At 48.3% G+C, this 12916-nt stretch carries 12 protein-coding genes; 4 read left to right on the top strand and 8 right to left on the bottom strand.

The annotated features are described in order from the left end of the window. Positions 1–134 precede the first annotated feature (134 nt). On the top strand, positions 135–767 hold the full coding sequence (locus FTT64_RS06320; RefSeq protein WP_005179171.1) for a class I SAM-dependent methyltransferase: 633 nt from the start codon (positions 135–137) through the stop codon (positions 765–767). A gap of 69 nt (positions 768–836) precedes the next feature. Here the strand turns inward: FTT64_RS06320 and cueR are convergent, their stop codons facing one another. Then, positions 837–1229, bottom strand: coding sequence for a Cu(I)-responsive transcriptional regulator (cueR, locus tag FTT64_RS06315; protein WP_005179173.1), 393 nt, complete (start codon positions 1227–1229; stop codon positions 837–839). A 72-nt stretch (positions 1230–1301) separates the two neighbouring features. After that, complete coding sequence (locus FTT64_RS06310; protein WP_180182159.1) at positions 1302–3770, bottom strand: heavy metal translocating P-type ATPase; 2469 nt, start codon at positions 3768–3770, stop codon at positions 1302–1304. 152 nt (positions 3771–3922) lie between these two features. Between FTT64_RS06310 and FTT64_RS06305 the strand changes: the two genes are divergently transcribed. Beyond that, positions 3923–4117, top strand: coding sequence for a heavy-metal-associated domain-containing protein (locus tag FTT64_RS06305; protein ID WP_005179178.1), 195 nt, complete (start codon positions 3923–3925; stop codon positions 4115–4117). A gap of 151 nt (positions 4118–4268) precedes the next feature. Here FTT64_RS06305 and FTT64_RS06300 read toward each other — a convergent pair whose 3' ends face one another. From FTT64_RS06300 to FTT64_RS06275, 6 genes are read right to left on the bottom strand one after another with little or no spacing between them, the layout of a single operon-like run. Then, a complete protein-coding gene (locus tag FTT64_RS06300) occupies positions 4269–5330 on the bottom strand; it encodes an NADH:ubiquinone reductase (Na(+)-transporting) subunit F (RefSeq protein WP_104499261.1) in 1062 nt (353 codons plus the stop codon). A gap of 11 nt (positions 5331–5341) precedes the next feature. Further along, positions 5342–5704 (bottom strand): phenol hydroxylase subunit P4, encoded by a 363-nt coding sequence (locus FTT64_RS06295; protein WP_075168173.1) that lies wholly within the window; start codon positions 5702–5704, stop codon positions 5342–5344. 57 nt (positions 5705–5761) lie between these two features. Beyond that, positions 5762–7288, bottom strand: coding sequence for an aromatic/alkene/methane monooxygenase hydroxylase/oxygenase subunit alpha (locus FTT64_RS06290; RefSeq protein ID WP_180182160.1), 1527 nt, complete (start codon positions 7286–7288; stop codon positions 5762–5764). 59 nt (positions 7289–7347) lie between these two features. Continuing rightward, on the bottom strand, positions 7348–7617 hold the full coding sequence (locus FTT64_RS06285; protein ID WP_075168171.1) for an MmoB/DmpM family protein: 270 nt from the start codon (positions 7615–7617) through the stop codon (positions 7348–7350). 11 nt (positions 7618–7628) lie between these two features. Continuing rightward, a complete protein-coding gene (locus tag FTT64_RS06280) occupies positions 7629–8633 on the bottom strand; it encodes an aromatic/alkene monooxygenase hydroxylase subunit beta (protein ID WP_180182161.1) in 1005 nt (334 codons plus the stop codon). A gap of 18 nt (positions 8634–8651) precedes the next feature. Continuing rightward, entirely contained in the window at positions 8652–8942 is a 291-nt protein-coding gene (locus tag FTT64_RS06275) for a phenol hydroxylase subunit (protein WP_104489758.1), read from the bottom strand. A 394-nt stretch (positions 8943–9336) separates the two neighbouring features. Between FTT64_RS06275 and mobR the strand changes: the two genes are divergently transcribed. Further along, entirely contained in the window at positions 9337–11010 is a 1674-nt protein-coding gene (mobR, locus tag FTT64_RS06270; protein WP_168390965.1) for a phenol degradation transcriptional regulator MobR, read from the top strand. Between the two features lie 448 nt (positions 11011–11458). Continuing rightward, positions 11459–12739, top strand: coding sequence for a site-specific integrase (locus FTT64_RS06265; RefSeq protein ID WP_180182162.1), 1281 nt, complete (start codon positions 11459–11461; stop codon positions 12737–12739). Positions 12740–12916 lie beyond the last annotated feature (177 nt).

The raw sequence follows: 12916 nt of genomic DNA, 5'->3' as shown, positions 1-12916 counted from the left end.
CCGGCCCATCAGGCTTCACCCAAATACAACTTGCCGAAGCCGAATAAAACAATATATGTTTTTATAATATGTTATAGTCAAGGCCAGTCTTAATCTTCTCCCCCGTTTATTTTTAACCAATGAAGGGCCTGCATATGACACCTCGCTTTAGCAATCCATGGGATGAACGCTACCACAGCACCGATCATTTATATGGCGAAGCGGCCAACGTTTTTATTCAGCAGATGGCCCAGCAGTTAGCGATTTCTGGCGCTACGCTGGGCATTGCTGAAGGTGAAGGCCGTAACCTGATTTATCTGGCCGAGCGCGCCCGTGAACAGCAACTGCCGTTTGCCGGACTACTCTGGGATTATTCGACTGTTGCGCTTGAAAAAGCCCAAAAACATGCCCAGGCCAAACAGCTGACCTTGGATACCGCCGCGGTGGATTTAAGTCAGGTAGAATGGCCGGAAAACCAGTTTCAGCATGCGATTTGCGTGTTTGGTCATGTCAATCAGCCGACCCAGCAGAAATTACTGCACGGCGTGCGTCATAGCCTGAAATCCGGTGGCTGGTTCATTGGCGAGGTCTATTCCAAAGCACAACTGGCCTATGCCACAGGTGGCCCGGGCAATCCTGACATGCTGTATGATCCACGTGATTTTCTAGAGATCTTCCAGCAGGATCATCTGCTGCATTTCTTTGTCGGTGAAGTGGAACGTCATGAAGGACAGCTGCATCAGGGGAAGTCGCATGTGATTCAGTTTGCCATTCAAATCCGTAAATAAAGCATAAAAAAGGAGGATGAATCTGCATTGATTCATCCTCCTGCAATTCGATTCCTGCTGCTTACTGGCTTATCCGCCTTTTTCAATCTGGTCCAGAATGGCACATTCCGCGCTGTGATTGCCCTGACAATGCTGCGCAGATTGCTGCAACAAATTGACCATGTCCTGTAAACGCTGGATTTTCTGGTTCAGCTCATCAATATGTTTTAAGGTCAGCGCTTTCACTTCTGCACTCTGGCGGCCGCTATTTTTCCACAGCGAAATCAGTTCTTTCATTTGCTCGGTAGAAAAGCCCAGCTCGCGGGCATGACGGATAAAATTCAGGGTTTTTAAATCCTGCTCGGAATAGACCCGATAACCGGCAGCACTGCGCTGGGCAGCCGTGAGCAGGCCGATACTTTCATAATAACGGATCATTTTGGCAGAGATGCCCGACTGCTTTGCGGCTTGACCAATATTCACATGCTTCTCGCTCAATACGGCGGTTTAAGACCTGCCTCCGATCTTAAACCGAAAATGTCCTGACGCCAACGGCTATTGCAGCGGCGCGGCAAAGCGCTTCAGGCGTAAAGCATTGCCCAGCACAAACACGGATGACAGTGCCATTGCGCCTGCAGCAAACATCGGCGACAGTAAAATGCCCCACAGCGGATACAGCACGCCGGCGGCAATCGGAATTAAGGCCACGTTATAAACAAAGGCCCAAAACAGGTTCTGGCGGATATTGCGGATAGTGGCCTGACTTAAAGCAATCGCATTGGGAATGCCTTTTAAACTGCCGGACATCAGCACCACATCGGCGGCTTCAATGGCTACATCGGTACCGGTGCCAATGGCCAGCCCGACATCGGCCTGTGCCAGCGCCGGGGCATCATTAATCCCATCGCCGACAAAGGCCAGACGGCCATATTGCTGCTGCAATTCACGTACGCTATCGACTTTGCCTTCCGGCAGAACTTCGGCAACCACAGTATCAATTTTTAGCTGCCGGGCAATCGCTTCGGCGGTATGCCGGTTATCGCCGGTGATCATTGCCACTTTTACGCCCAACTGATGCAAGGCTTCAATCGCGGCAAAGGTGCTGTCTTTGATTGGATCGGCCACGGCAATGATGGCCGCCAGTTGATCCTCTACCGCCACATACAGTGGTGTTTTTCCCTCCTGCCCCAAACGTACCGCAACCTGATCAAAGGCTGTGGTACTTAAACCCAGCTGATGCATATAACGGTCGGCCCCGATATGCAGCCATTGACCATTGACCTGCCCTTTCACGCCGGACCCGACAATCGAATCAAAATCGCTCACAGCTGGTAAAGATAAGCCTTGTTGCTGCGCGGCTTCGACAATAGCAAAGGCAATCGGATGCTCCGACTTGGCTTCTACCGCCGCCACCCAGCTTAATAATTGCGTCTGCTCAAAACCGGCCTGTACATGAAAATCGGTCAGTTGCGGCTTGCCTTCGGTTAAGGTGCCGGTTTTATCTACCGCCACCACCTGCGCTTCCTGTAACAGCTGCAAGGCTTCGCCTTTACGGAACAGAATGCCCATTTCTGCCCCACGTCCAGTGCCGACCATAATCGAGGTTGGAGTGGCCAGCCCCATAGCACATGGACAGGCAATAATCAGCACCGCTACAGCATTGACCAGACCAAAGGTTAGCGCCGGTTCAGGACCAAAAATCAGCCAGACCAGAAAGGTCAGCACAGCCATTAGCATTACGGCTGGCACAAACCACATGGTGACTTTATCGACCAGCGCCTGAATGGGCAGTTTGGAGCCTTGCGCCTGCTCGACCATGCGGATAATTTGCGCCAGCACCGAATCTGCCCCCACCGCAGTTGCGCGGATGCTCAGGCTGCCATTCTGGTTGATGGTGCCGCCCACCACGGCACTGCCTGCCATTTTTTCTACTGGCAGCGGCTCTCCGCTAATCATCGATTCATCGACATAACTGCGGCCGTCCAGCACTTCCCCATCCACCGGAATCCGCTCTCCTGGGCGGATATCGACCTGCATACCCGAGCTGACTTCAGCCAGCGGCACTTCCACACTTTGGCCATTACGTACAATGCGGGCGGTTTTTGGCTGCATGCCGATCAGGTGCTGAATTGCCTGCGAGGTGCGGCCTTTGGCTTTGGCTTCAAAATAGCGTCCCAGCAAAATCAGGCTGACAATCACCGCGGCAGCTTCAAAATAGACATTGACCGTGCCTTCCGGTAACAGCTGTGGCATAAAAGTCGCCACCACCGAAAAGCTGTATGCGGCCAGGGTTCCGACTGCCACCAGCGAGTTCATATCCGGCGCGAAACGCAGCAAGGCCGGAATGCCTTTTTGATAAAAACGCCGGCCCGGAAATAGCAATACCAGCGTGGTCAACACGAACTGCAACAGCCAGCTCGGCATCTGCCCGATCTGATGCATGACCCACATATGAAAAGCCGGAATTAAATGCGAGCCCATTTCCAGCACAAATACCGGAATGGCCAGCACCAGGGAAATTAACAGATCACGTTTTAGTTGCTGCTGCTCGCTGGCTTTCTGATCCGCCTGTTCAGTGGTGGTCGTGGTCTGCAGCTGGGCATCATAACCAGCCTTACGGATGGCCTGAATCAGTTTATCGGCACTGACCGTAGTATCGGCTTCGACCCAGGCCTGCTCAGTGGCCAGATTGACATTGGCTTGCTGCACACCCGGCACTTTTTTCAGGGCTTTTTCTACCCGCGCCACGCAGGAGGCACAGGTCATGCCATCAATTGACAATTCGATGGGTGCCGCGACGACCACATCATAACCGGCACGCTCAATGGCTTTGACCAAAGCGGCCCGGTCAAGTGGTGCGGAAGATTCCACCACGGCCTGTTCGGTGGCCAGATTGACATTGGCCTGCTCGACCCCATCCACTTTTTTTAAGGCTTTTTCCACCCGGCCTACGCATGAAGCACAGGTCATGCCCTGAATAGACAATGTTTCACGAAAAACAACAGATGAATTTGAGATGCTCATGCCCTACCTCGGCCAATACCCGGATTTCCCTACAGCATACAGATTGACATCATGGGAAGGTCAAGTCTCTGCGCATAAAAATTTGGCTTGACCTTCCCATCATGACAAGCTTTAAACTGAAAGCATCTTCACATGACTCATGGAGCATCTTAATGAAACTGCATATTGCCAATATGACTTGCGGCGGCTGCGCCCGCGGTGTGACAGCCACCATTCAGGATGTGGACCCGAATGCCAAAGTTGACATTGATCTGGACAGTAAAATCGTGACCGTTGACAGCAGTGCCAGCGTAGATCAGCTGGTGGCGGCGCTGAATGAAGATGGTTTCCCGCCAGAAGTGCAATAATTTCCAGGCACTCTCAAAACCGCTAGCGTTTATAAAATCGCCTCCGTGATGCGGGCATCAGGGAGGCGGCAAAAGACGAATGACCTATAATGGACAACGGGACATGCAATAGGTCATTCGAAACCGGACAAAAAACAAAACACGCTTAAACTTAAATATGCTTAAACAGCGCCGAACGGGCCGAACCGGATGCCCCATCGGCCGCACTCAGGAAGCGTTCGGTGTGGATGTCACGTTCAAACAGGCGGCTTTGCATTAAGGTTGAAATCGCGGCATCAATCATCACCGGTGGACCGCATAAATAGGCTTTGTGACCACTGCATTTCTGCTCAAAATAATCCGCCACTGCTTCATGTACATAGCCGTTAAAGCCAGTCCATTGATCTTCCGCCTGCGCGGCATTCAGCGCCGGAATATAACGGAAGTTCGGATAGTCCTTGACCAGCTGCTCAAACAGTTCGCGGTTATACAGTTCGCTTAAATCTCGCGCGCCCTGGAACAGGTAAATAATCCGGCTATCGCCCTGTTCCAGCAAGTCCAGAATCATGGATTGTGGGCTGGATAAACCTGAACCGCCGGCAATAAAGATCACGTCCTGATCATCGGATTTACGCACAAAGAACTGTCCATACGGCCCGGACAATTGCAGTTCTTCACCCACACTCAGTTCCTCATGCACATAACTGGTGGCGGTGCCACCTTCGACCTTACGGATATGCAGTTCGATAATACCGGCTTCACTTGGCGCATTGGCAATCGAGAAAGCGCGCGTGCCCTCAACACCCGGAAACTGGATATTGATGTATTGCCCGGCCTGAAACTGCATTGGACGGTCAATCTGCAAACGCAGACCTTTAATAGTCGGTGACAGGTCTTTCATTTCCAGCACGGTGGCCTGATAATCTTCAACCAGATAGCCCATGAAATCTTCATCTTCATCGACATCGGCTTCAATAATCATGTCAGATTCCGGTTTGCAGCAGCAGGCCAGCACCTTGTTTTCTTCACGTTCAATATCCATTAAGGCAAACGGCGATGCTTCACCGACATCATAAAAACCGTCCGTAACCTGCACTTTGCAGGTGCCGCAGGTGCCATGCCCGCAGGCAAAGGGTAACCACACGCCTTGACGTAAAGCGGCATCGAGAATGGTCTGGTCTTCTTCCACGTCAATGGTGGTGCCAATCGGTTCAATGGTAACTTGATAACTCATGCGCATTCTCCTTAAACGTGGGCACCCTGATAGCCTTTTAGTTCCGGGCTGACAAAACGCAGCAGGGATTTGTGGTCAAAGCCCAGCTCGGCCAGAGTTTTGGAAAAATCGGTCTGTAAAGGTTCATGGTTTAACACAAACTGCACCGTTGACCAGTCCAGCTGCTCAAAGTCGGGATGCTGATGAAAACCGGCCTGAATCTGCTGATCGATCAGATCCTGCAAGGTCTGCTGCGGTGACACCACAAAGGCATGAGCCGCACAATATAAGGTGTGATGATCCCAGCCAATATACAACAGCATGTTGTCGCCATAGTGATGCTGGGCATCGCGCGGTTCGAATTGATAATGGTCTTGAATTGCACGTACAGTCATGAGAAATCTCCTAATTCCTTGAGCGGGTCATTGGCAACAATGACCCAATTCCATTTTTTATGCGGCGTCGCCTTTCCATTTTTTCCAGCGCTGCTGATCTGGCGAGCCTTCAATGTCCAGGTTGTCTGCACCGACATTGAAGTGATAATAATCATGCAGGATGCTCTCCAGATCTGGCCCGCCACAGTTGCCCTGTAAAATCTGGTTCACTGGCAGCCAGGCCTGAATATATTTTTCCGGTTCACGTTCAAAGATGTCGTGGCAGCCATCGGAACAGGTGTGATAACGCTCGCCCTGATAGATGCTGTCGCGATAGCTGAACATGGTCGGGTCGCCGCCCATTTCAGTAAAGGTCATTGGAATCTGGCAGACCTGACACAATTGAGGTAAACCGGCGCTATAGAAGCGTTTGCCTTCGGCTTCCATCTTGCGGGCCAGTTCCCAGCGTGGACGATAATATTTGTCAAAGGTGTCCGGATATTTGGCCGACAGCCAGTCCATTTCCTCATCGGTTGGAATCCAGGTGTGGAAACCGGCTGCATGGCCAAAGTTATAGAAAATCCACCAGGCCTGATGCGACACATGCTCTTTTTCTTTCTCAATCACTTCCGAATATTTCGGCATACGGATGCCATAACGGGCCAGATCTTTAAACAGCGCCCCGCCGGCTTCTTCAAAGTAGGTTTCCCAGGCTTCTTTCCAGGACATGACTTTATTTGGCAGCATGTAGTCCATCATCATACCGACAATTGATAATAAGCGTGTGCCGCGCCAGAACCATTTATCAATCCATTCCTGCACAATTGGTACGTTATCTTCATGCTGTTCCAGCAGGAATTTGACAATTTCCAGGCCCAGGGTCATGTGACGTGCTTCATCGGACTGGGCACTAAAACCAAAAGTCACGGTGGCCATATCACCGTTATAGGCCGCGCCAGACATAAACGGCACAAACAGCAGGTTGGTCAGCACATATTCAAAGGCAAAGCTGATCGCCAACAGGAATTCAAATGGCCCGGCTGAACGCGCATCTTCAAAGAATGATTTAGGCACAGATAAATACCAGACCCGGTCATGCATATGCGCCCAGTCTTGAAAGCCATCAAAGAACTTGTTGTAATGGCTCATGGCATGAATCTGGGTCTGTACATGACGCAGCTCATCAATCGACTGCATTTGCGAGGCAATCCGCGCACCAATACCACTGAACTGACGGCCGACATGGGCATAACCCTGATAGGCCTGATATTCTAGCGGGGTAACCGCGGTTAAAAACAGCTTGATCGCATTTAAATAACGTTCATTGGAGACATTCATCTGGCCATTGTTTTGCGCGAATGCATCAAAAATGGCATAGAGTTTTTTCTCTTTTTCGGCCTGATATTTCCAGTAGGCATCCATGGTTAAACGGAACGGATCTTCCCATTTTGACCAGTCGGTAATTTTAATGCCTTCAAATTCTTCATACGGAAATGCGGCTTTACGGTCGGCATAGGAAAAATCCCAGTCCAGATCACGGGTCAGCATCCGGTAACGGTCTTTGGCATTCAGTTTTTTCTGTGCAGTTTTGGCTTGTGTATTCATGTTGATCATCCTGTTCAATTTTTCCAGTGCAGGCACTCAGGCCTTGGCATGTTGTCTGTTTAATTCCATTTCAGCTGGAAGCTGTCATCATCTTCCTCGACATTGCCGCCCAGAGTAATCATGTTGAGCTGTAATTCCTGGATGTCCCAATCCTGACCCAGTTTTTCCGACACGGTTTCAGCCCGTACAATCAGACCGGTTTCGCTTTCAATGCGGATCATGGCCGGTAAATACTGGATGCTGGCATCCGGGTTATCCTGTTCAATCGCTTCGACGATATAGCGTGAAGTGTCGTTATCTTGCAGGGCTAAATAAACTTTTGAGCTCATGAGGCATCTCCTTATGCGGCTGAGGCGTGTTGAATCTGTAAACCGGCTTTCTTGCAACGTTCCTGAATCAGGTTCATGGCGGATTCCACCGATGCACTACCCAGTGCGAGCGTGGCCCAGCTAGAAAAGGCCTGTTCCACTTGGGGCAGCAGTTCTTCAATCCAGCCCTGAATCAGCTGCTGGTTATGCTCCGATTCTGCGACTGCAGTTTTCAACACACTGTCAGACCATTTACGTAAATCGTTCAGGCAGTCCTGCATAAACTCGGTCAGCATGGCAATATCGCGTGCGCCCTGCTCGACCAGCCATTGATCCAGCTCGCCATACACCAGCTGCTGCAACATGCTGTCGATCATCAGGTTTTGTAATAAAAACAGTTTGAACCAGTCCTGCTCGGTCAGGCTGACTTCACATAAACGGCGCAGCGGCTGCCAGGCGGCATCTTCCATCCAGGCAGTTTTGGCGTGCTGCAAAGCCTCACCACGATTGCCATCGAGCAGCAAACCAATTCGTGACAGATACTGCGCCATGCCCAAACGGTCCATTGCGGCAAAAATACAGGCCTGGGTGATAACCGTGCCATAGCCATAGGCACTGCCCGACATCATGTGCAGATTGGCAGTCTGTTCGACATAACGAAATGGCAACAGGCACTGCATCAGTTTTTGCTGGACTGCCTCGGACAGGTTCGCCACCAGTTCGCGCTTTTCAAAAAAGGCATAATTGCTTTCGGCAATATCCTGCAAACGCGCGCGATGCTGCACATAGGCGCCATAATAAAACTGGCGCGGATCTTTAAAGGCATACCAGTCCTGCATCAGCAGTGCGGTATGGGTTGGATCGTTTAAGGTTTTTTCCGGTTTCCATAGCGGACGATAATGGAAATTGGTCGCCGCCTGCACATCAAAGCTGACTTCCTGATAACGTGTGGCCGGTTTGTTGCCAAAACGGCGTTCAATATAGGCATAGGTCTGGCGGATGGGTTCAACGCTGGACGTTTTAATTTCTAAAGTCATCATTATCTCCTTATCGACTTAAGACTGATCTTCTTGATCTGACAGATACTGTGTCGGGCGCACCATGCTCGGTTCTACGCCATAACGCCATTTATCTTCCTGGGCATCATTCCAGGCCTGTTGTGCGGCGCTCATTTCCACCACCTGATGCATGGCACAAAATTCCTGGAAAGCCTGCTGGGGCAGAACCAGCTCGACAAATAGCGTCGGGTCCTGAATGGCAAAATCAAATTCGACAAATTTGGCCTGTGGATCACCGGTAATCCGGATGTATTTGGTCAATGCCGTTGGGCGTGCAGTGTGCGTCATCATGACCTTCCTTTTTCATTGCCACCAAAATCATTTCAGTGTGGCAAGCACGGAGCTTGCAGCTTTATTTACTTAAAGCATTTCAAAAGGCGTGCCAACTTTTGCAAATTATTGATATTTATATTTTTATTTAAATCGGCTTAAAAATACAGAGATGAGATGGACGAGAAATTTCATGTTTTGCTGAAAGATATTTTGCTGAATTTCAGCATTTGATGAACTTAAACGCATACTGAAGTTTTAGACATTTGTATATTGCTAAAATTTCGACTTATTGATTTATGAGCACTATATTTAAAAGGTATAAGATTATGCGCTTTTAATCCTCACCTCCGTGGTCGGAATTGGTTAAGATCAACCCATGCTTGTGACTTGCCAAAATGGATGATTGGCTATGCCCCATACCCAGGACCTTAAACACTACAAACAGCTGCTGGAACACAATCAGGATATTCAGGATCTACTCGACAAAATCCAGTTTGATACCGAACACGGTCAGATCTGGTTTGAAGAAAACCGGATGCTGCTGATTCATAGCGGCATCATGGGCTATTTGCGCAAAGACCTGTATCAGATGCTGGGCTATGAACGCACCAAACACTTTTTTATCCGCTGCGGCTATCAGGCCGGGATGCGCGATGCCGAAGTCACCTCACGACTGCGCCCGAACTTAAATGAAGTGGAAGCCTTTATGGCCGGCCCGCAGATGCACGGTATTCGCGGCATGGTCCAGGTTACAGTCAATGACCTGCGTTTAAGTCATGACCAGCATCAGTTTTATGCCGATTTTAACTGGCTTAACTCTTTTGAAGCCGAAGTGCATTTATCTGAATTTGGCGCAGCCGATGAACCGGCCTGCTGGATGCTGCTCGGTTATGCCTGCGGCTATAGCAGCTATGTGATGGGTCAAACCATTATTTATCAGGAAACCCATTGCGTGGCCAAAGGCGATGACTGCTGCCGGATTATCGGCAAACCGCTGGCCGACTGGGAAAATGCCAATGAACTGATCCGCTTTATGTCACCCGATCCGGTGTCGGACAAGATTATTGCCTTGCAGGCAGAGCTGAACCAGCTGAAACAGACCATCTACACCGATGCTGAAGCCGACTACACCATGTTTAATGCTATCGGTGAATCGGCGGCCTATCGCAAGGTCTGCGACCTCCTGAAAAAGGCCGCAGGCAGTAAAGTCGCAGTCCTGCTACAGGGCGAAACCGGGGTCGGTAAAGAAGCCTTTGCCCGCGGGATTCATCAGGCCAGCCAGCGCCGCCAGCAACCGTTTGTCGCAGTCAACTGTGCCTGTATTCCTCCCGACCTGATTGAAGCCGAACTGTTCGGGGTGGAAAAAGGTGCCTATACCGGCGCCAACCAGTCACGTGCAGGCAAGTTTGAACGCGCAGATGGCGGCACCATTTTTCTGGATGAAGTGATTGAACTGTCACCGCGTGCGCAGGCCGCTCTGTTACGCATGTTACAGGAAGGCGAATTTGAACGGGTTGGTGATTATCAGACCCGCAAAGTCGATGTGCGTATTGTCGCCGCCACCAACGAAGATCTGGAACAGGCAGTCAAAGCCGGACGTTTCCGTGCCGATTTATTTTATCGGCTGAATATTTTTCCGGTACAGATTCCGCCACTGCGCGAGCGTCGTGAAGATATTCCGCTACTGGTCAATCATTTCCTGAAACGCTTTGAAAACCTGTATGGCAAAACCCTGCCTGGCCTGAGTGACAAAGCCAAAAATTATGTGATGAGTTATGAATGGCCTGGCAATATCCGTGAGCTAGAAAACCTGCTGGAACGCGCCACCTTACTGACTGATGACCAGCAAGAAATTAAACTAAGCTGCCTGTTTCCGCAGTTAAAGCAGCAGGCTGAAAATTCAACCTCCCCCAATTCAATTGAGACCCTGTTGACCGAGGATTTTTCTTTGGAACGGCATGAGCAGGAAATTATTCTAACCGCCATGCAGCGTAGCCAGCAGAATATTTCTGAAGCGGCACGTTTACTGGGGATTAGTCGGGCAACACTGGATTACCGGTTAAAGAAATATCAGATGGTTTAAAATTTAATACAGCAAAGTTCAGGTCAAATTCGGACCTGAATTTAGGTGAGCCAATATCTCCTTAAACCAATAATTTAATATTAATCGCAGCTATTGAGTATTTAGTTTAAGAATAGGCTTTGTTGCACAAAGATTTCATAACTATATGATTTTAAAAGTTTTGATTATTTTTTGATCCAAAATTAAATTTATTTAAATCAGATGCTTACATATTTATGCAACAAAGCCTGCATAAGCCTAGAAACAACAAAGCCCTGAGAATGTCAGGGCTAAGTCGTTGATATTTGGCGGAAGCGGTGTCCGTCTAACAGTAGTCCTAAGCAATCCTGGATAATATTATAAACATATATTTTTCAATTATTTAATATTTTTATCGTCCTAAGCCATCTTGCCCAATCCTACCATTTCCAGTATTTTATGAGGGGTAGGTTGTGGGGTAAATCAAGACATGCCAAAGAAATCTAAAGAGCTATCTGCACTCAGTGTAGCAAAAATTAAGAAGACTGGGCGACATTCTGTAGGGGGCGTTGATGGCCTTTGCCTGAATGTTGAAGGTAACTCCCGTGTCTGGATTTTGCGTGCAGTAGTGGGAAAACGTCTGGATAAAGATGGGAAGTTAAAACCACATCGCCGTGATATTGGAATCGGTCCCTACCCTGAAGTTTCTTTAGCTGAAGCCCGTGCCAAAGCAACTGAATTAAGATTACAAATACGAAGTGGCATTGATCCAATTGCTCATAAACAAGAACAACTAGAAAAGCTGTATGTTCAGAAACTTCGTGACAAAACATTCCTTGAGTGTGCAAAAGTCGTTATTGCTAATAAAGCCCGTGAACTGAAAAATGAAAAGCATATTGGACAGTGGACTTCTACATTAGAAACCTATATTTACCCAACTTTAGGTGATATCAGTATTGGTACAATTACTAAAGTCGATATTGCCGAAGTTCTTAGACCTATCTGGACTGAGAAGAACGAAACAGCTAAACGTATTCGTGGTCGTATAGAAACCATTTTTGATTATGCTAAGGCCATGGGATATTTTGTTGGTGATAATCCTGCTGAATGGAAAGGCAATCTTGAACCAATCTTGGGTAACTTAAAGCAGGAATCACGCCCTCACCCATCATTACCTTATGAACAGGTAGCTGAGTTTATTCAGCACCTGAGACAGAAAAAAGGAATTTCACCTAAAGCTCTGGAATTTGCAATTTTAACTGCCTGTCGGTCTGGTGAGGTTTTTGGAGCTAAATGGCAGGAAATCGATTTTAAGAATAAGGTCTGGATTATTCCTAAAGAGCGGATGAAAGCAGAAAAGGAACATCGTGTGCCTTTATCTCAAGAAGCAATCGCTTTATTAGAATCAATTCAACCATATACTCAGCTACAAGACTTCATCTTCCCTGCTCCGCGCAATGGACAAATGCTTTCTGATATGTCTTTGACTACACTAATCAAACGGATGCATGAACAGAAGCTAAAAGAAGATCGCTTAGGCTATATTGATCCAAAACAAAATCGCGTGGTTACAACACATGGTTTTAGATCAACTTTCCGTGATTGGTCGGCCGATAAAACAATTTACCCTCGTGAAGTTTGTGAGCATGTTCTTGCACACAAGCTACCTGATGAAGTTGAAGCTGCATACTTACGTGGTGCGTATTTAGAGAAACGTAAAAGTTTAATGACTGATTGGGCCGATTATTGCTATCAAAGTGTCGTCCAATGATGGATTGGACGATACTTTTAATATAATCAATAAAATTCAAAACTTTATGTTTAAAAAATAAATCAATGGTGTAAATTTTGTGTAAAAAAATAATTATTAGATAAAAACCAGAAATGCTGAAATTTAGATATTTGGATGAGAAATAATTGCGAAAGTCTTACGAATAGCTACTTTTTT

Origin of the sequence: Acinetobacter sp. Q186-3 (assembly GCF_013420655.1) — a bacterium.
Classification (GTDB): Bacteria; Pseudomonadota; Gammaproteobacteria; order Pseudomonadales; family Moraxellaceae; genus Acinetobacter; species Acinetobacter indicus.
This window is presented reverse-complemented; position numbering and strand designations above follow the sequence as displayed.

What these genes read in the sequence shown, in the direction of transcription:
- FTT64_RS06320 (WP_005179171.1), top strand. Translation starts at nt 135, where the DNA reads ATGACACCTCGCTTTAGCAATCCATGGGATGAACGCTACCACAGCACC.
- FTT64_RS06310 (WP_180182159.1), bottom strand. Translation starts at nt 3,770, where the DNA reads ATGAGCATCTCAAATTCATCTGTTGTTTTTCGTGAAACATTGTCTATT.
- FTT64_RS06305 (WP_005179178.1), top strand. Translation starts at nt 3,923, where the DNA reads ATGAAACTGCATATTGCCAATATGACTTGCGGCGGCTGCGCCCGCGGT.
- FTT64_RS06300 (WP_104499261.1), bottom strand. Translation starts at nt 5,330, where the DNA reads ATGAGTTATCAAGTTACCATTGAACCGATTGGCACCACCATTGACGTG.
- FTT64_RS06295 (WP_075168173.1), bottom strand. Translation starts at nt 5,704, where the DNA reads ATGACTGTACGTGCAATTCAAGACCATTATCAATTCGAACCGCGCGAT.
- FTT64_RS06290 (WP_180182160.1), bottom strand. Translation starts at nt 7,288, where the DNA reads ATGAATACACAAGCCAAAACTGCACAGAAAAAACTGAATGCCAAAGAC.
- FTT64_RS06285 (WP_075168171.1), bottom strand. Translation starts at nt 7,617, where the DNA reads ATGAGCTCAAAAGTTTATTTAGCCCTGCAAGATAACGACACTTCACGC.
- FTT64_RS06280 (WP_180182161.1), bottom strand. Translation starts at nt 8,633, where the DNA reads ATGACTTTAGAAATTAAAACGTCCAGCGTTGAACCCATCCGCCAGACC.
- FTT64_RS06275 (WP_104489758.1), bottom strand. Translation starts at nt 8,942, where the DNA reads ATGACGCACACTGCACGCCCAACGGCATTGACCAAATACATCCGGATT.
- mobR (WP_168390965.1), top strand. Translation starts at nt 9,337, where the DNA reads ATGCCCCATACCCAGGACCTTAAACACTACAAACAGCTGCTGGAACAC.
- FTT64_RS06265 (WP_180182162.1), top strand. Translation starts at nt 11,459, where the DNA reads ATGCCAAAGAAATCTAAAGAGCTATCTGCACTCAGTGTAGCAAAAATT.